The sequence below is a fragment of the Mesorhizobium sp. M3A.F.Ca.ET.080.04.2.1 genome, from assembly GCF_003952525.1.
Classification (GTDB): Bacteria; Pseudomonadota; Alphaproteobacteria; order Rhizobiales; family Rhizobiaceae; genus Mesorhizobium.
Genome location: NZ_CP034451.1, coordinates 2,154,296 through 2,171,326 on the forward strand (window position 1 = coordinate 2,154,296; position 17,031 = coordinate 2,171,326).

At 60.1% G+C, this 17,031-nt stretch carries 22 protein-coding genes and 1 pseudogene; 9 read left to right on the plus strand and 14 right to left on the minus strand.

Translation table 11 applies throughout. The annotated features are described in order from the left end of the window. Positions 1 to 416: 416 nt before the first annotated feature. Positions 417 to 1,691 (minus strand): D-tagatose-bisphosphate aldolase, class II, non-catalytic subunit, encoded by a 1,275-nt coding sequence (locus EJ074_RS10405; protein ID WP_129553272.1) that lies wholly within the window; start codon positions 1,689 to 1,691, stop codon positions 417 to 419. A gap of 1 nt (position 1,692) precedes the next feature. Here EJ074_RS10405 and EJ074_RS10410 point away from each other — a divergent pair, with 1 nt between their 5' ends. Continuing rightward, a complete protein-coding gene (locus tag EJ074_RS10410; protein WP_129553273.1) occupies positions 1,693 to 2,685 on the plus strand; it encodes a membrane dipeptidase in 993 nt (330 codons plus the stop codon). Positions 2,686 to 2,836: 151 nt separating this feature from the next. On the opposite strand, the gene EJ074_RS30170 is transcribed toward EJ074_RS10410, so the two are convergent. The 5 genes from EJ074_RS30170 to EJ074_RS10435 all read right to left on the minus strand — a co-directional run bounded on the left by EJ074_RS30170 (position 2,837) and on the right by EJ074_RS10435 (position 4,982). Further along, positions 2,837 to 3,016, minus strand: a complete 180-nt coding sequence (locus EJ074_RS30170) for a hypothetical protein (protein WP_245454825.1) — start codon at positions 3,014 to 3,016, stop codon at positions 2,837 to 2,839. A 137-nt stretch (positions 3,017 to 3,153) separates the two neighbouring features. After that, positions 3,154 to 3,636, minus strand: a complete 483-nt coding sequence (locus EJ074_RS10420) for a hypothetical protein (protein ID WP_129553274.1) — start codon at positions 3,634 to 3,636, stop codon at positions 3,154 to 3,156. Next, complete coding sequence (locus EJ074_RS10425) at positions 3,611 to 4,138, minus strand: hypothetical protein (RefSeq protein WP_129553275.1); 528 nt, start codon at positions 4,136 to 4,138, stop codon at positions 3,611 to 3,613. The genes EJ074_RS10420 and EJ074_RS10425 overlap by 26 nt, the downstream gene beginning before the upstream one ends. Further along, on the minus strand, positions 4,105 to 4,509 hold the full coding sequence (locus EJ074_RS10430) for a hypothetical protein (RefSeq protein WP_245454826.1): 405 nt from the start codon (positions 4,507 to 4,509) through the stop codon (positions 4,105 to 4,107). The genes EJ074_RS10425 and EJ074_RS10430 overlap by 34 nt, the downstream gene beginning before the upstream one ends. 2 nt (positions 4,510 to 4,511) lie before the next feature. After that, on the minus strand, positions 4,512 to 4,982 hold the full coding sequence (locus EJ074_RS10435) for a hypothetical protein (protein WP_129553277.1): 471 nt from the start codon (positions 4,980 to 4,982) through the stop codon (positions 4,512 to 4,514). Positions 4,983 to 5,663: 681 nt separating this feature from the next. Between EJ074_RS10435 and EJ074_RS30575 the strand changes: the two genes are divergently transcribed. Further along, entirely contained in the window at positions 5,664 to 6,260 is a 597-nt protein-coding gene (locus tag EJ074_RS30575; RefSeq protein WP_281033662.1) for a CatB-related O-acetyltransferase, read from the plus strand. A gap of 67 nt (positions 6,261 to 6,327) precedes the next feature. Here the strand turns inward: EJ074_RS30575 and EJ074_RS10445 are convergent, their stop codons facing one another. After that, on the minus strand, positions 6,328 to 6,675 hold the full coding sequence (locus EJ074_RS10445; RefSeq protein ID WP_348627002.1) for a TylF/MycF/NovP-related O-methyltransferase: 348 nt from the start codon (positions 6,673 to 6,675) through the stop codon (positions 6,328 to 6,330). Positions 6,676 to 7,311: 636 nt separating this feature from the next. Between EJ074_RS10445 and EJ074_RS10455 the strand changes: the two genes are divergently transcribed. Then, complete coding sequence (locus tag EJ074_RS10455; RefSeq protein WP_129553280.1) at positions 7,312 to 7,554, plus strand: type II toxin-antitoxin system prevent-host-death family antitoxin; 243 nt, start codon at positions 7,312 to 7,314, stop codon at positions 7,552 to 7,554. Next, positions 7,554 to 7,979: a type II toxin-antitoxin system VapC family toxin gene (locus EJ074_RS10460; protein ID WP_129553281.1), complete on the plus strand. Its 426-nt coding sequence runs from the start codon at positions 7,554 to 7,556 to the stop codon at positions 7,977 to 7,979. Before EJ074_RS10455 ends, EJ074_RS10460 begins: the two co-directional genes overlap by 1 nt. 291 nt (positions 7,980 to 8,270) lie before the next feature. Here EJ074_RS10460 and EJ074_RS10465 read toward each other — a convergent pair whose 3' ends face one another. The 3 genes from EJ074_RS10465 to EJ074_RS10475 all read right to left on the minus strand — a co-directional run bounded on the left by EJ074_RS10465 (position 8,271) and on the right by EJ074_RS10475 (position 10,369). After that, entirely contained in the window at positions 8,271 to 8,906 is a 636-nt protein-coding gene (locus tag EJ074_RS10465) for a hypothetical protein (RefSeq protein ID WP_129553282.1), read from the minus strand. Between the two features lie 83 nt (positions 8,907 to 8,989). Continuing rightward, on the minus strand, positions 8,990 to 9,553 hold the full coding sequence (locus EJ074_RS10470) for a plasmid partitioning protein RepB C-terminal domain-containing protein (RefSeq protein WP_129553283.1): 564 nt from the start codon (positions 9,551 to 9,553) through the stop codon (positions 8,990 to 8,992). A 225-nt stretch (positions 9,554 to 9,778) separates the two neighbouring features. After that, positions 9,779 to 10,369: a hypothetical protein gene (locus EJ074_RS10475; protein WP_129553284.1), complete on the minus strand. Its 591-nt coding sequence runs from the start codon at positions 10,367 to 10,369 to the stop codon at positions 9,779 to 9,781. Positions 10,370 to 10,437: 68 nt separating this feature from the next. Here EJ074_RS10475 and EJ074_RS10480 point away from each other — a divergent pair, with 68 nt between their 5' ends. After that, entirely contained in the window at positions 10,438 to 10,848 is a 411-nt protein-coding gene (locus tag EJ074_RS10480) for a recombinase family protein (protein ID WP_245454870.1), read from the plus strand. Here EJ074_RS10480 and EJ074_RS10485 read toward each other — a convergent pair. Next, positions 10,799 to 11,344 (minus strand): annotated as a pseudogene (locus EJ074_RS10485) (recombinase family protein); the annotation flags it as partial. The gene EJ074_RS10480 and the pseudogene EJ074_RS10485 sit on opposite strands and share 50 nt — an antisense overlap. 152 nt (positions 11,345 to 11,496) lie before the next feature. Here EJ074_RS10485 and EJ074_RS10490 point away from each other — a divergent pair. Further along, positions 11,497 to 11,757 (plus strand): type II toxin-antitoxin system HicB family antitoxin, encoded by a 261-nt coding sequence (locus tag EJ074_RS10490; RefSeq protein ID WP_245454827.1) that lies wholly within the window; start codon positions 11,497 to 11,499, stop codon positions 11,755 to 11,757. A 487-nt stretch (positions 11,758 to 12,244) separates the two neighbouring features. Next, the gene (locus EJ074_RS10495; RefSeq protein WP_095809067.1) at positions 12,245 to 12,562 is read left to right on the plus strand and encodes a YMGG-like glycine zipper-containing protein; all 318 of its coding nucleotides are present in this window, start codon (positions 12,245 to 12,247) and stop codon (positions 12,560 to 12,562) included. A 52-nt stretch (positions 12,563 to 12,614) separates the two neighbouring features. Here the strand turns inward: EJ074_RS10495 and EJ074_RS10500 are convergent, their stop codons facing one another. After that, a complete protein-coding gene (locus EJ074_RS10500; protein WP_348627024.1) occupies positions 12,615 to 13,325 on the minus strand; it encodes a transposase in 711 nt (236 codons plus the stop codon). Between the two features lie 229 nt (positions 13,326 to 13,554). Here EJ074_RS10500 and EJ074_RS10505 point away from each other — a divergent pair, with 229 nt between their 5' ends. After that, complete coding sequence (locus EJ074_RS10505) at positions 13,555 to 14,583, plus strand: IS110 family transposase (protein WP_127863028.1); 1,029 nt, start codon at positions 13,555 to 13,557, stop codon at positions 14,581 to 14,583. Between the two features lie 96 nt (positions 14,584 to 14,679). Here the strand turns inward: EJ074_RS10505 and EJ074_RS10510 are convergent, their stop codons facing one another. Further along, the gene (locus EJ074_RS10510; protein WP_129553287.1) at positions 14,680 to 14,913 is read right to left on the minus strand and encodes a hypothetical protein; all 234 of its coding nucleotides are present in this window, start codon (positions 14,911 to 14,913) and stop codon (positions 14,680 to 14,682) included. A 409-nt stretch (positions 14,914 to 15,322) separates the two neighbouring features. On the opposite strand from EJ074_RS10510, the gene EJ074_RS10515 reads away from it, so the two are divergent. After that, positions 15,323 to 16,006, plus strand: coding sequence for an outer membrane protein (locus EJ074_RS10515; RefSeq protein ID WP_129553288.1), 684 nt, complete (start codon positions 15,323 to 15,325; stop codon positions 16,004 to 16,006). A 738-nt stretch (positions 16,007 to 16,744) separates the two neighbouring features. Here EJ074_RS10515 and EJ074_RS10520 read toward each other — a convergent pair. Further along, entirely contained in the window at positions 16,745 to 17,002 is a 258-nt protein-coding gene (locus tag EJ074_RS10520; protein ID WP_129553289.1) for a hypothetical protein, read from the minus strand. Positions 17,003 to 17,031 lie beyond the last annotated feature (29 nt).

A 17,031-nucleotide genomic window follows, 5' to 3' on the forward strand; every position in this document is an offset into this window, starting at 1 on the left:
TCTTACCGCCGTCCAAACACAGGCATCAAGACCGTCAAAAAATTACGCTTTTGATTTTAAAGGGAAAATTGCCACAAAAAAAATTTTTGCGGTTTCACCAGCTATCGCGGCCAATCGGTCAACTTTTCCCACTTTGTGGTTTTCGACCCCGCCACAGCTGATCTCGAAAAGTACCGTCCGCGCTCCAGATAGCTGCACTTTTTCGCCGCAAGATCAACTACCATAGACAGCCCGGACGACGGTGGCGCGCGGTGCACGCACGCGGCCGCACTTGGGGCCCGCTGATCTTCCAGGACCTGTTCAAGAAGGAGCAGTAACGGATTTACTATCCACTGTCAGATGTGCGGCTTGCTCGAGCCCTCCATGAAAGATCCACGCGGGCTAAGTCAAATCCGAGGTCTGGAAGCGAAGACCGCTTACTGGTTCGTGGCGTTGCGATAGATGTCGAGCACGCGTGTCACGCTGCCGAGCAGAAGCCCATGCGCGGTCGGTCTGATGCGGCCCGCGCCGACGTCGACATCGAGATGGCCAATAAATTGGCTGATCAGCGGGCGGGGAATCTCCGTGTCGCCAAGCGCGGCCAGCACCGCTCGCATTGCGCGCTGCGCTTCCGGCGTCAGCCAGTAGTAACGGATGCGGTCGCTGAAGGAGAAATGCCGCTGCAGGCGTTGCTCGTTCGATGTGCCGGAATAGTAGTTGCGCCAGTTCTCGGGCGAGGCGAGCATCACCCGCTCCATCGCCGCCTGCAGGTTTTCCCGGGACGGGTCGGGAACCATCTGATCGGCGATCAGACTGAGGCCGTAGAGCGCCTCGCGTAGCGCGAAGGTCAGCCATGGGCCGACTTTGAGGATGGCGAAACCGTCACGCACCAGCATGCCCAGCGCTTCCGCCGGCTGGTAGTCGGTCGAGTGCGCTTCGAAAACGAATTGCGGCATGCGTTCCAGCACAACGACCAACTCGATCGCCTTCTCCGGCGCATAGGCAATGATATCGGCATTGCCGAATTCGACACCGGGCTGGACGACGACGCCGAGGACCCGGTCAAAGGCCTCGTCGAGCCCAACGCTTGCAAAGGCCTGGCGGTGGAGCTCGACGGAACGGAGTGCGTCGGCCGGCTCGGTCACTTGCATATGCTCGAGCGGCTCCAGGGCACCGCCGGGGACCGGCACCTCGGTACCGATGATGTAGACGGGTTTCTCACCGCCGGTACGCGCGACGGCCGCCTCGGCGACCTTGGCAAGCTCAGCCGCGCGGGCGGCAATCGTCTCGTCGGGGAGCGGCACCGGATCGTCGGCGCAGGCCATGCTGGTGTCGAGATGCAGCTTGGTGAAGCCGGCGGCCGCATAGGCGTCGATCATCGCGGCCGCTTTCCGCATCGCCTCGGCAGCGGCGTCATGCTTCCAGGGATTGGGTCCAAGATGGTCACCGCCGAGGATCAGGCGATCGAGGGGAAGACCAGCCCTTCTGGCATGCGTTTCGACGAGGCCGCGAAAGGCGGCCGGCGTCATGCCGGTGTAGCCGCCCTCGTGGTTGACCTGGTTGCAGGTTGCCTCGATCAGCACATCGGCGCCATGCGCCGCGCCATGGCGGAACGCCGCCTCGATCACCAGCGGATGCGCCGAGCAGATCGAGGCGATGCCTCCCTTGCCGCCCGCTCGCCAAGGTGACGAAACAACCTCGGAGACAAACACTATGAGCCTTCACGCCAAAGTGCAGTCGATCCTTGACAGCGAAGTCATCTGGGACGCGCATTCCGGTTTCATGCCGGACGCGGCCGCGGATCTGAACAATTTGCAGATCTGGCGCGACGCCGGGGTCGACTACCTCTCCATCGATGTCGGGTTCGATCTGCTGCCTTGGGAGAAGACGGTGGCCACGCTCGCCTGTTTCCGGCGCTGGATCCTGGCGCGTCCCGCCGACTACGCGCTAGTCGCGTCGGCGGACGAAATTCTCGCCGCGAAAGCGCAAGGCAAACTGGCGGTCACCTTTGACATCGAAGGCATGAACGCCCTGAACGGCCGAGTTGAAATGGTCGAATTCTACCATCGCCTCGGCGTGCGCCAGATGCTCTTCGCCTATAACCGCAACAACCTTGCCGGCGGCGGATGCCATGACGACGACACAGGTCTCACAGCGTTCGGCCGTCAGGTGATCGCTGAGATGAACCGTCTCGGTCTGTTTGTGGATGTGAGCCATACCGGGTATCGCACCACCATGGACGCGATGGAATACACGGATCGACCGGTCATCTTCTCCCACTCCAATCCCAAGGCGCTCTGCGCCCATGGCCGCAACATTACGGACGAGCAGATCAAAGCCTGCGCCCGCACGGGCGGCATTGTCGGGGTCGTTGGGCTCAATCGCTTCCTTGGCGGGGAGCGGACGGATTCCGAGCGGCTGGCCGATCACGTGGAGTATCTGGTGGACCTCGCTGGCCCGCGCCACGTCGGCATCGGCTTGGACTATGCTTTCCCGGTTGAGATCGATGGCATCGATGACATGATCGCCAGCAATCCGCATTATTGGCCGAAGAGCGAATATCCCGCAGGCAAATCAACGTATTCCATGCCGAGCCAAATGGCGGAATTGATTGAAATCCTGCTGCGCCGCGGTCAACCCGAACAAACTGTCCGTTATCTGATGGGTGGCAACTTCATGCGCCTTGCCCGAGAGATCTGGAGATGACCATTAGAACGTCGTCACGATTAGGGTGAACCTTTCGCCGGCAGCATGTGCGGATCGGTTCGGATGCCTTGGATGGGTTGGCGGGATGCCTAACGGAAGACGCGGCTGAAATATCCCACATTTTGGAAGCCGCATCGTTAGGCGATATCGCCTATGGCAAGTCGCTGCCTTCCAGCAGCGACGTGTCGTAGCGCACCCCGAGCGCCAGATAGACGGCCATCGGGCTGGTGCCGAGTTCTGTTGCGAAAAGACGCTCGAACAGACGTCGCGAGCGATTCAGTCGACTCGCGATCTCGGCGACCGACACCTTTCCTGGAGAATTGCTTTCCATCAGCAGCAGCGCCCGGTCCGGCGATGAAGGGGGTGTTACAGACTTCCTTGTTTCGCATGCAGGACCTGGCGCCCCCGCCGGGGCGGTGGCGACCCGGAGCCACAGACCGTCTCGGCAGCTCCGGCGAGCGGCTGACATCATTCGCAACGGACCGTGACTGTTCCCTGATAGTTGCCTGCCGGGAAGATGCCCGCGGTTTTGGCAGCAGTGAGATCAACCTGGATGGGATGGGTTCCGTTGGTGATCCGCTGCGGCGAACTGCCCGGAATGTCGAGCCCCGAGCCGTCGAGGCGGAAGACGGTTGCGAAGGTGACGTTGGTGTCGCCGCCGCTCGGCGCAGAGCCAAAGGCGACTGGCGCCGGCGCCGAGACGGAATAGCAGTCGAGCAGGTCGAGCGCAGTGCATAGCAGGGAATCGGCCGTGATGGTTGCGGTAGCGCTTGATCCGCCAGCCTGCTTGGAGCCGAAGATGTTGATCGCGGGGTTTGCCGTCATCGTGCCCGAAGCCCCGATCATGATCATGCAGGTGCCGACGATTGCTGCGCGCGCAGGCAAGCAGAAAGCGGCGAGCGCGACCACGGCAAGCAGCGCGGGGCTATTTCCTCTTCTTTTTCTTTTCATTGCCGTTCGTGCCCCTGATGCTCCAGCCTTCGTTGGCCCAACCGGCCGATGTGCCTTGGGGAACTGTGGCAGCCGCGCTCGTCGTACTCGCGGTCTGGCCGCCGTCGGCCAGTCCCATTTTCAGAAGCTTCAATTCAAGTTGCAGGCGTTCGACCTCGAGCTCGTAAAGGCGGCTGCAATCGACGCGTTTCGGCGTCCGTCCGATCGGTACCACGACCCGGCCGTATGTGGCGACGTCCCTGTTCGACTGGCTGTTGTCATTGCCCCGGACGACGCCGACATCCAAATAGGCGCCGCTGCCTGACACGGCCGAGCGGCAGGTCGTGCCATCGCTGGCATGAACCTCGTCCTGGCCCTGCGGCAGGCTGACGCCGGGCAAGGTGAAGCCCGTCTGGTTCTGGTTCAGGTTCAGGATATCCTCGGCAAACCCCTGTCCTACGACCGCCAAGACGGCCAGCAGCGAAAGGGTCAGAAGCTGCGATGCCCGAAGAACTTTCCGCATATCTGTGCCCTTATCTGCGTCTGCTCGCCCGGAAAAGGGATACTCTCTGTACAGATACGCACTTTACGCTCGGTCGCACCGTCGAATGGAACGACCACGAGAACCGGACGCGACGCTTGGCCCGCCAGAAGAAAGGCTTTCGGCGAAATCTCGGCCGGGATCGGCTGGAAGTTCTGGTCATAAACGTGGACCTCGACCCGAATCCGCTTGTCATAGGGGTTGCCCGGGAAGACCCGCACGGCAAATGCATCGGTGAAGGATTTCACCTCGCCGCGCATGGGCGTCATCGATTGGGCCGTCGCGGCAGGAGGGAGCCCAACGATGATTGCAGCTGTGAGTATCCAGTTTTTCAACGACCGCTCCATCGGCATGGCTATTCGCACCTCAGGGTGACGGTTGCCTGATAGGCGCCGGCCGAGAACCGGTCGGTACCGCCCTTGGTGCCAGCGAGATTGACCGCGACCGTCGATGTGCCAGGCACGGTGAGTGCCGTCGCAGTGCCCGTTTCAGCGATCGTCTGCGCCCCCGTGGCAGCGAATGTCGGCGTCCAGGTCGTGGTGCTGGTGTCACCGGCCGGCACCGCGGTCGAGGTCACCGGATCAACGCTCAGCGAAACGCCGCCCGTGGTGTCGACCTGGACGCTGCCTGCAGCACCACCGGCGTTGTGCGAGCTCAACGATTGCAGGTTGCTGCCGACCGTCATCGTGCCGTTGGAGTTGACGGTCAACGTGCAGGTCGCAGTGATGGTGCCATTGAACAGCACATTCCCGGTGGCGGCCGATGCCCTCTCGCCAGCGCATGCTGCCAGCAGGGCCAAAGCCATCGCGGCGCGAAGCAAGTTCATCGAACCCCCTTGTTGAGCCGGACGGTGCGTCTCGATCTCAGGGTTATCATCCCTTATCATGGTTAATTTAGCGTTAAACGAACAAGCAATGACTAATAACTGGACTGCCAAAACCAGAAGTTGTCGCCGGTTGCAGTTTCTTAACAAATGAGGTGTTGGGAGTTATACTTGTTGATAGAGCAACCTGCGGTTTTTGGCAGCCCGTCTGCGTGCGGATGCGACCTTCCAGCATAGCCAGATCTGATCGAATGGTCCCGCTGTTCACAGCGGGCCGAACACGACATAGTCGACGCCATCAGAGATTTCGTCGCCGGAGATCGCGTCCCAGTAGAATTTGCGATAGCGTCGTTAATTGCACGCCAGAGAATGCCGCAGATCCTCCTTGCCCTTGGAATCGATGTATCGCCGGAAATTGGTGAATCTCAGGCCTTTCAGGTGGCGCCCGCAGCCGCCTTCGGATTGTAGGACGAGCGAAAACGCCAGCGCGAAATTGCCGTCCCGGAGGGACCTCTCGACTATGTGGTTGCTTGTTCCTATCCGGCGGCCGGAACTTGTATTGGCGATCGCAAATACATCGTTGCCGATTTCTGGGCTGGAAGCAGCGAAGCTTGGCCTCTGGCCACTTGTACAGCGGAATGGATTTCCCTAGTGCTGCGCATGCATCACTGGGGGACGTTCTGCGTGTCGAAACTGACGAAATTGCTGCGCGCCATGGGAGTTATGCAGCCGAGGCCGTACAGGATACCGCCGGGTGTTAGTGTCGGACGCTACTCATACGGATACGCCGGGACCACGATCAAATTTTCCTCAGAGACCGCGCCTCTGAGCCTCGGCGCCTTTTGCTCGATAGCCGACAGAGTGGTGATCATGTGCAGGGGCGAGCATAAAACAGGTTGCGCCACAACTTACCCGATTTATGCAAATGTGCTTGGAACACCCGAGCCGATCGAAAACGGCGGCAAAAAGACTGGGGTTACGATCGGCAACGATGTCTGGATCGGACACGACGCAATCATCACATCTGGCGTAACCATTGGTGACGGCGCCGTCGTGGGAGCGAATGCCGTCGTGACAAAAGACGTTCCGCCCTATGCAATTGTCGGAGGCGTGCCTGCGAAAATCATCCGGTATCGCTTCGCTCCGGAAGTCATCTCGAAGTTGCTCGCTATACGATGGTGGGACTGGGATGATGACAAAATCAAGTCCGAGGCCGGCTCATTGACCGGGCCGATTGAAGACTTTGTGCGCCGCCACTTCATAGAGCAGCCGCAGCCATAAAGATTGGTCGATCTCCGCGGCTGTGACGCCGAGCGCCACAAAGCTGCTGAGTCCGTCGCCTTCTGCATCAGGCTCTTGCGGCTCGATCCCGATCTTCCTTTTGCGACCCGACTGCGGTGGGTTTTTGGTGCCAGCCCCCGCTGGTCAAGAAAATCATGCACGACCTTACGGCAAGCGGTGATGCCGCCATAGTCGTCCACGATGACATGCTGCCCGGGGAAACCTTGTCGTAAAGGGCGGTGAGCGCGTCCATGGTCGACTCGTACATGTCGCCATCCAGACGGATCAGCGCGAAACGCTCATTGTCCAGCTTTCCCAATGGGTCTTTGAAAAGCCCTTCGCGAACTGCACTTGCGAGTCGGCGCAGACCATAAGCGGCAAAATTGCGCTTCACGTCATCCAAGGAAACAGCCAATTCGTCAAACGTTGAGAGTTTGTCACGCTTGTCTGCCGGATATTGTTTCCATTGGGGGGCGGCAATCCTTCAAATGAATCGGCTACGACCACCTTGCGTTCACTCTGCCCGTGGGCTGCCGGTATAGCGCGCATGTAGATGCAGGCTCCGCCGCGCCAGACGCCGGTCTAGATCAAATCGCCAGGAATTGGATGACGGCCTCAACCAACATTCTGATGTTCTTTAACCTCTCGGCCCGGAGCATCGTATGCGCGCGCGGCGACCAACCAAAAACCCCTCGCTTCGTCAGCAAAGGATGTCGTAGTCTCTGCCGAAACGCGTGGACTTTCTCTGGATCCGGCAGCGCCTGAAGGAGATCGACGCTCGGATCAATCTCCATTTCCTCGCCATTTCGGCGAGTTCAGCCAAGGTCGGGTTCGGTGAGCGGACCCGGAAATAGAAGCGGATATTACTTTGGCTACAAGACCAGACCGAGTAGGGAGCGAATGAAAACCTTCCGGCGTCACCTTCGAGACAGATGTGCCCAGAGCATGTCAAAAGGGCTGCTACGAAACAGAATGGGCGCATGGAATCTCCCAGTGGATTTTTTGAGTCCCCTGCGCTATATGACCATCTACATGGTCAGGAGCTTTGGACATGGATGCGATCAATCTGGCGGATGCAAAGGCCCATCTGAGCGAACTGGTTGACCGAGTTGAGGCTGGGGATTCGATCGACATCACCCGGCGCGGCAAGCCGGTCGCGCGCCTAACTGCGGTGGCCAGGCCACGCATGCGGATCGATGCGACCCTGCTCCGATCCCTGACGGCAAGCATGCCGGTGCAGGCGGAGGGTGCCGTCGATCTGGTACGGTCGATGCGAGATGGCGATCGCTACTGATGCTCTATCTGGACACGTCGCTGATCGTCGCGGCGCTCTCGAATGAAGCGATGACTCCGCGCGTCCAACTGTGGCTCGCGGAGCAGAATCCCGCTCAGCTTCTGATTAGCGATTGGACGATCACCGAGATGTCCTCTGCCATGGCGATCAAGCTACGAACCGGGCAGATCAATTTGGAGCAGCGCGCGGCAGCGCTGGCAATGTTCAACAAGTTGGTCGCCGAGAGCTTCACCGTGCGTTCGGTCACGAGCGGGCAGTTTCGAGCCGCGGCGAAGTTCATCGATCAGCATACGCTCGGGCTTCGTGCCGGCGACGCGTTGCATCTCGCGACTGCGTCGGAGCATGGCGCGACGGTGTACACCCTTGACCAACGGCTTGCCGCAGCCGCGCCGGTGCTTGGCGTGCCGACACAGCTGCTGGCATGATCAAGGCCCTCTCCTGCTCAATCGACCTTGCCTGGAGTGCGATGGCCAGTGACTGGACCAACGGCATCTTCCCGGGTTCGTAACGAAGAGATAGCATTCAAAGAGGGTCGACCTGACGGAGGCAAGAGCCTGCTGCATCGGCTGTCGCATGCAGCGGCACGCCGTAGCCAAGGTGCTTCGGGAGGAGCGCCATGTCCGAGCGGTGTATCGGTCTGCTCACGGGCGTAGCGCTGCTTGCGTGGGCGGGAAGAAGCCGGTCGATGCGGACGCGCCGGCGTGAGGTTTAAGCCATCAGCGCAACAGGCCTTCGCTCTCGAAATCCTCCCAGCCACGTAACTTGGAGTGAGATGCGTCGTCATCGCTATTGCTCAAATCTACAGCCACACGGCGGCTCTTTTGCGCCCGCCTCAGGACGGCCTTTGCGGCGGCTCGGCGCCGATTCTCGGTGGCTGTCGCCGCGTCTTCCTCGCGCCAGACGGTGACCAGATCGCGGTCAAGCACATCTTCGATCTGGCGTGGATCGAACACGTGGAAGGTGATTTTCCTAGCGCGCCCGCGCAGTTTGACCGTTCTTGTCCCAGCGCTGCGCAAACGGCCGTCCTTCAGCCAGCGTTGCCGCTCGCTTGTGGAGATCGTCAGGATGTCTTCGACTTCGCGCGGGATCACGGGCAGGTCTTCTATTCCCGTCATGGCCTCGGAGATAATCGCAGATGCCGCTTCAACATCAGCATCCGAGCCTTCCGGCAGCCGCAGCGTAAGCACCCTGGATTCGATGTGAAGCAGCTTTTTCAACGCCGTCGGGAGACGAGTGCGCATCTCGAGGAAAATGCCCCTCGCCCGCACCGACGATCCAAGCGTTGCCGCCGGCGAAAGCGGCCACTCTGCAACCAGCTTTTCATTTGGATCGACTTTTCGGCGCGCAGGCATGCCCTTTAACTAGTGTCTTCGTCAACGGACTCAACGCGAGCTGAGACCGCAGGCGCCAATTCTGTTGCTGGGCGCAGAGCGGGTCAGTTGCGTGCCGTCTCCAACAGCATCTGGAAGCACCCAAGTTGGCACGGGAAGTCATGGGCAAGATATCTCACCACCCTGGCGCTCTCCATCAGTCGGTTGACATAGCCCCTCGCCGCCACGAGCTCGAGGCTCCAGGCGCCACTGCGCTCGGCGGCATTCCGGAATCCCCTGCTCAACTCGGCGAACTCAACTTCCATAGCGGAAAACTGCTCGGGAGCGATGCCCGCGAAATGCTTCCTCGGGACCGATGGATTGGTTAGCTGTGACTGCGGTGTGAGTACGACAAACACCCTGGCGGTATTGAGCTTAACCCTTTCCAGCGCGATCATGGCCTCTACGATCTCGACCTGTCGACTCGGCAAAACCTGGCGTAGCAGCCCGAACATCTTAGGCGGTGCGACGCAGTCCTGCAGGAGGTGGAAAACCTCAGGGCAAATTCCTCCGAGAGGCTGCTGGCTGGTCTCGTTTTGGTTAAGCTTCCTTCCAGCAACCGAACCAGTTCGGCCCGCGATTCTATCCGCCAGCACCGCTGGCATGACGGTGAACCCCTCAGCCTTCAACAGGTCTCGAAAAGCGTCTAGCGCCAGCAGCTGCCGGAGCGCTTCAACGACGCTCTGCAGCCGCTCCCATGACGCATTCGCCTCGCGGATAACACTGCATTCGGTCGTTCAGATTCTTGTGGGTGACAAGAAATACGTATTTGTGCAGTGGGCCTGCGGGCTCGCGCAAATCGCCGGTCAGATGAATTGCGTGCCGATTGCTCTTCAGGATCGGAGAGGCTTGCGTCATCCGCCTCCCTCAATCGGCGCGCGTTTTGCCATGTCCACCAAAGGATCCAGCGACTGGAACAGGAAGGCGTCAAGGCGTACGCCGTTGTTAGGGGACAGCATGGGCGCAGCGCGCTCCGCCTCCCATGCCGGCACGATCAAAAAGTCGCGCACCGTGACATTGTCGGGCAACATCCTGATCAGCACCGAAATGTCGCCCCCGAGGAGCCGCCGTTTGTGGAATGGCCAGTGAGGATAGCCGTAAGTCGAGGGCCGGCAGCGGGCGATCCACACCGCGATGTTGAATTCCTTATTGACCGTCACAAGCTTGGCCTTGGAGTCGTAATGAGCCTGCCCGCCCGCCTGGCCGATGGCCGTTACAAGATCCTCAATGATCTCGAGCCGGCGCCGATGAAGCTGGGTGTTGACATTGAAATAGCGGTAATTCGCCGAGGCCTCGTATCCGACCAGGTGGTAAGCCGCCTGCAGGCTCCCGAAGCGATGAATGTAAAGGCTTCTCGGCGGACAGTCGGGCGCAGCGTTGATGATCGAGCCCGACAGCGATCCTCGCTCTTCCAGAAGCCTGGAAAGGCCTCCTGGTGGACGCATCAGGCAAGCCCAAAGCCATCCTCAAACGCCATGAGTGGAAGTCGCTGGCGACGGACCGCGTCGTGCTCGTGCCCGGCCCGGAATCAGAGATTGAAATCGTCCGCTGGATCTTCAAGCAGTTTGTAAAGGGCAAGCTGGAAGTCGAGATCGCCAGAGCGTTGAACCAGCGCGGCGTCCTCACGGACCTGGACCAGCCATGGACGATCGCTTCAGTGCGCTCGATACTCACCCACGAGAAATACATCGGCAACAATGTCTGGAACCGAACTTCCGAAAGGCTTCATCGCAACCGGGTGAAAAATCCTCCGAGCGCATGGATCCGCGCGGCGAACGTGTCGACGCCGCTCGTCAGCCGCAAGCTGTTCGAGCGTGCCCGAGCCGTCGCACAGGCGCGCGCCTCCCGCATCAGCAACGAGGAGATGCTGGTCGACGCCGAAAGCCATATCCGGCGTGCCCGCCTCCACGGAAACCCATTTTGACGACCCGAGTTTGACCGATGAAGGTTTTTTGCGAGAGCATGCGGCTCTATTCGGCAGCCATGCTGCGCTTGATGGCCTTCAGCACGTCCGATCCGACGCTGCCGTCATTTGCGAATTGCTCGGCGCAGAACTCGATCCGCACGCCGGCCCTTTGGCACCGGTATTCGTAGGAAGCGCTTTCATCGATGTTCTGGAAGCGGCCCCAACGGCTCACGTCGTAGACGACGACAGTTTCGAAATCGGCTTGCCCACTTTCGACATCCGCCAGCAGCCGCCGCAGAGCCGGGCGCCCTTCGATGTTGAGGCCGCTTCTGCCGGCATCCTCGTATGTGGCGACGATGTCGTAACCCATGAGAGCCGCGTACTCGCGGATCGCATCTCTCTGGTTTTCAATGGAGTAGGTCTGTCGCTCGGTGGACATTCGCAGATATTGAGCTGCACGGACCACCGCCCGCCTTACTTGAGGGGTGTTGCGAGCCGCTGAAACCTTGTCCATCGCTTCGCGCCGTCGTACGAATGGCTTGATCCAGCGACTTCGCCGCCTCAGGGCAGTGAGTTGGATTCGGCCCGATCCCATCCCGCGGCCTTGAAATAGGCCCGCCGGGGCGGTTGACAAGCTATGGAGATGGCATCCGCCGATACGTTGGGGTGATCCACAAAGAAAACAACAGCGACTTCGGGCTGTCCTTTCCCGATTTCCCGGGTGTCGTCACTGCCGGCCGGACAATCGCCGAAGTGCATCGGCTCGCCGAGAGTGCGCTCGCCTTTCATGTCGAGGGGCTCATAGAGGAAGGCGAACCCATTCCGGAGCCGACATCGCCTGAGCACGTAATAGCCGATAAGGACGCGCTCACCACTATCCAGGTACGTCTGAAGGCTCCAAGACAGTTAGCAGGCCGGCCGAGCTGAAAACTGCGTGTCTTTCCTCGTCCCAGGGCCTGTCCCTTCGCACTCCATGCAGCGCCTGCTCACGCCCGGAAAGCATGCTGATGCGTGCCCGCGGGGCAGCAATGTCCGTTAGAGCTTCGCCATCTGGGGCATTCGAACATTGTGCGGGTGCCGCCGCAGGTTTGGCACTCGTCCTCGGAAAACGCCACTTCCATGTTACCCAACCCGCCGGCGTTGCAATCGCGCCAAAGTGGACTTCGGCTGGCCCGCACCAGCCCGCTAGCAATTAAGGTTTGTCTAAAATAGCGGCGGCTTGCACCATCGTTATCCTGAAGGGCATCAACTCTGCTGCCTCGTTTCCATTTTGGCGACCATGCTGTTCAACAGCCGGGAAACCATGACTCAGTTCGTGAGCAGGCGCGCCGCCGTTCCGCCGCAATGCGAGCCCAGTTCGGCCAGGTACGCCCCTGTTTCTTTTGGTCTTTGGGGCTTCGAAGGAGTTCTGGAGATGATGATCAAGAAGATTTTCGTAGCGGTCCTTGTGACAGCTGCACTTGCCGGATGCGAGACACAAACCGAGGGCCAGCAGCGGGCCACCACCGGCGCGCTGATCGGCGGCGCTGGCGGCGCGCTTGTCGGACAGGCCATCGGCGGTAACACCAAGAGCACTGTGATCGGTGCGGCGAGCGGCGCACTGCTTGGCGCCGTCGTCGGCAGCGCCACCACCCCGCAGCGCCGCGGCGAGCAGCTCTGCCGCTATCAGGACCGCTACGGCCGTATCTACACCGCACCCTGCGACGACCGCTATTATAACGGCGATTATTGAGTTCAGGATGCTAAGGGAGCGGGTGCCCTTGGCGCCAGCTCCCCGTCTTTGCTCACTTCGCTACTGGCCGGAGGCAGCGGCAGTGCACTCGGGCTTTATCTCGTGTTTCAACTGCGGAACCTGCCATCCACCATGGCAGCGCCTCGTCGCGACCTGTTTTTTTGGCCAGCGGCATCTTCGTAACGGTCGCGGCGCGGCGCATCGTTACGGCCTCCAATTTCTCGCCGAGCGTATCCCTCTGCGAAGGAAAAATCATGGTCAGCCCCCATGGCTTGCATGAGCCCTGCCGATGAGATCGAACGGGCTGCCGAATGCCTGCTGCCCTACTGCGGCCCGGCTGCTGCCCCAAGGTCACCACGCCGCGATGTACCCAACCGGGTGACCGGTGTGTGTGTCCTTCGGCATCAAAGGTTCGCCATGTGGCGGTGGTCTTGCGACGTGGCACGACCGGCTTGGCATCGGCAGCTGCTATGGCGTCCATGGCGCGTTGCCCGTCATAGCCTTTGTCGGCCAGGACATGGCCCGTCTTCAGCCCTTCGAGCAGCCCCTCGATCTGGGTGATGTCATTGCGTTCGCCGCCGGTCAGGATGAAGCGGATCGGGTTGCCCAAAGCATCGGCTGCAGCGTGAACCTTGGTGCTAAGCCCTCCTTTGGAGCGTCCCAGCGCGTGAGCTTCAAACCGACTTTCGGATCGATCGCTTTTTTTGGGGCACCGGCACTGTGCTGGTGTGCACGCACGATGGTGCTGTCGACGAGGACGTATTCAAAGTCGGCGTCATCGTTCAAAGCACTGAAAAGCCTTTCCCAAACGCCGCTTCGACACCACCGGTGCTATCCGTTCCCAAACCGCGTCATTCAATTCCTGTCGGTCCATCCATGCTGACCTCCATCCAGCCAGCAGCTTGATGGGGTGGACGGCCCCCGACCCAGCGGCATCGCAATGTGCCAAGATGGCGTTGTCAAAGGACCATCAGAGGGAAGGAACCGTCCGCATGCAAGTTATCACGATCGGATTGGATATCGCCAAGAACGTCTTTCAAGTTCACGGCGTCGATAATGCAGGAAACGCGGTGCTCCGTCGAAAAGTTCGGCGCGATCAGCTTATTCCGTTGCTTCGCGATATGCAGCCGTGCCTCATCGGCATGGAGGCCTGCGCGACGGCGCACCATTGGGCGCGGGAGCTGATTGCACTCGGGCATGTGGTCAAGTTGATGCCGCCGGCTTACGTAAAGGCCTACGTCAAGCGCAACAAGAACGATGCGGCCGACGCGGAAGCGATCTGCGAGGCGGTGACGCGACCGACAATGCGGTTCGTGGCTGTCAAATCGGCGGATGCCCAGAGCATTCTGATGCTTCATCGGGCTCGCCACCTCTTGGTTCGGCAGCGCACAGCGCAAATCAGCGCGATGCGGGCGCATCTGGCCGAGTATGGCGTCGTCGCACCGAAGGGCCGGGCCCATGTCCGTGGTCTAATCGAAGCTCTTGACAAGGGCGATGGGCCGCTCCCCGCGATGGCGCGACAGGTTCTTATCCTCCTCGCCCGAACGATCGAAGGGCTTGGCGCACAAATCCGGAAGATCGAGATCGAGCTTCTGGCGTGGTATCGCACGAACCAGGTCTGCCGGCGGCTTTCAACCATTCCCGGAATCGGCTTCATCACGGCGACCGCCCTCGCTGCCACCGTCGTCGACGCAAAAGTCTTCCGCTCCGGTCGTCAATTCGCTGCTTGGCTCGGCCTTGTTCCAAAACAACATTCCTCCGGTGGCAAAGACAGAATGGGAGGAATCTCGAAGATGGGAGATCGCTATTTACGGCATCTCCTCGTCGTCGGCGCCACGGCGGTCATCCGATACACGCGGCGAAAAGCGACGACCGTCAGTACCTGGGCGAACCAGTTGCTCGAGCGTAAGCCGGCACGGCTGGTCACAGTCGCTGTCGCCAACAAGGTAGCGCGGATCGCCTGGGCGGTGATGGCGCGTGAGGAAAACTACCGCGCGACGCCGTCAATGGCTCGAGGGTAACGACGGTCGCGCGAAATGACATCCAGTTTGGGCAGGAGAGAACGACATCAGTGATGCAGATCCGGTCAAGCCGGGGATCGGGAGAACCTGAGTGATTCAACGCGCATCGCAGCGCGGCAGCTTGATGAGGGCCCGATCCACCGACACCATCATGGCCAGCGGCCTGAGGCCGCACAAAAACAGGCCGAACACATGAATGAACCTGACCGCTTCAGTATTGCCATTGTCAGAATCTTCTTGCTCAACGGGGGCCGTCCACACATGAATCAGACTTTCTCCAAATTGGGAATCCTGAATGTAAACACTGCCTAGGGTCAGCGCGGCCGCCATGCCAAACGTTGCCCTGCAGTGGCATCTACGAACCCTTCTGACCTGGCGTTACTGCGGCGGATCTTTGATAAGCTTGGAATGAGCGCCGTCTCGCTAAAAAAGACACGGAACAGCGGGAGCAACTGCCTTTGGCAGTCATTCAAAGCGACGGCGCCGGATCGGAACCTAGGCGGCCGGCCGGCTTATCGTAGTGTGACACAGGATTTGCGAGCTGGGCCCAGCTTGGGGTCACCTTGGGGGAGTTGTCTGGCAGGCAGAGTTGCCCGCAAGCCCCAGGGTCCTGTTTCCGAACCCGATTCCTGACGGGTGTCGGTTCAGCACCGAAAGGCTGGGCATGTTGCACAAATAATACATCACTGATCAGCAGTCGCTGATAAGTTGGAGGTCGGTTTTTTGCTGGGGTTTTTCGATGCGCTCGCTTTCGTTCTTGTTTGCCGGTCTGCTGGCTTTGCTGACTGGGTCCGCAATGGCCGCCGATGCGGTGGAGGTCGCCCCGGCTGAAGGCATCAACTGGTCGGGTGCCTATATCGGCGGCGTCGCCGGCTACGGGTGGAAGTCCGACAGCTATCACTACTTTGGAAGCTCGGTTGACTTCGATTCCAACGGCTTTGTTGGCGGGTTGACTGCCGGCTACAACTGGCAGCAAGGTCAATTTGTTTTCGGTGCAGAAGCCGACATCAGTTATGCCGATTTGGACGGCAGCGTTCTCATGGTTCCTTTTGTGCCGCCGTGCGGGATCGAGGGCTGTACCGCCAAGGTGGACTGGTTCGGGACCGGCCGGGCGCGCATAGGCTATGCTTTCGAGAATTTTCTTCCCTACGCCACAGGCGGCTTTGCCGTCGGCCATGTGAAGGGCTCGGCCGATCTCGGCGCATGCGGCATTGGTCCGTCTTGCAGCTACAGCGACACACGCTGGGGCTGGAGCGCTGGCGCCGGCGTCGAATGGGCCATGAACCAGCAGATATCGCTCAAGGCCGAATATCTGCATGTCGACCTTGGCACGCCGTCCTTCCCGACCACCAACCCGCCGGATCCGTCCCAGGACCGCATCAATTTCGACACGGTTCGTATCGGCATCAACTATCATTTCTAAGTTTCTAACCGGCTTAGGCCAACTGCCGCAGTAGCATAATCCGCTAGCGTCGATGGATGGCGTCTCCTGCCGTACGGTGCCACGGTAGAGTTGGCGCGGCCGCGTCGCCGCGGCAGAGTTGGCAGCGCACTGGCGCTCACCGCTGGGTATCGAGTGTCGACATCGGTTGCGGCCTCGATCGCGATTTGAGCCGAAAAAGGCCCGGAAGCCGAAGCCGCCGGGCCAGTTCAGGAGTTGACGATCTTACTGCTAGATCATACCCCCTGAGCCCCCGCGGCGCAAACGTTGGCCAACGACTGACGGGGTCGACCGGGGCGCTACGTCAGATTCGCAGCTGCCCGTGATGTGGCTGGTTCGAGTCACAGGTCACCGACGATGTCCGAGCCCAGCCAAATGTCCGCTCTTTGAAGGATCTGTGAGACTGAAGCTGACATTTCGATGTCGGCCCAATTCGGCCATCCGTCGATGCACTAAGCAGCGGCAGCTACCGCACCAGCACGCCGCCCGGTCAGGGATGGCTTGGGCGCCATCTGCCAGACACCAGCAGGTTCCTCTGAGAATTGGGTTCGAGCGAATGAGCGGCGGAAGCATACGGGAACATATGACGTGCCCTCGACGTCTGCCCGTTTGCGCTCCGGAAGTCGCATAGAAGGCGTTGTTGAATTCTTCATTCCCCGCGTCAAGCTTGCCTTTGCGCTCGGTGCTGGCCAGGCGTTTTCAGGCCGGAAAGTCCAAAGGTCAATAAGCGATAACCGCGTCATACCCTTTTCTGCCCTTCGCGCTGTCTTCGGGCGCCTGCAAATTGCCGAGTAATCGCAGCTCAGCTTCTGTCAAGATGATTTGATAGCGCTGTTTGGAGTTTTTTGAGTAGATATCATCAGCAACAATCGAGATGGTCACCTCCCCACTCTGTTCGAGCCGTGCCGCATCAAGCTGCAGCGGCTCTGAGAATATGGATTTCGGTGAGCCTGGCTTCCGCCCGGGTTGAGCAAGCAATCGCAATTGTCCATTCCATCATTGTTACG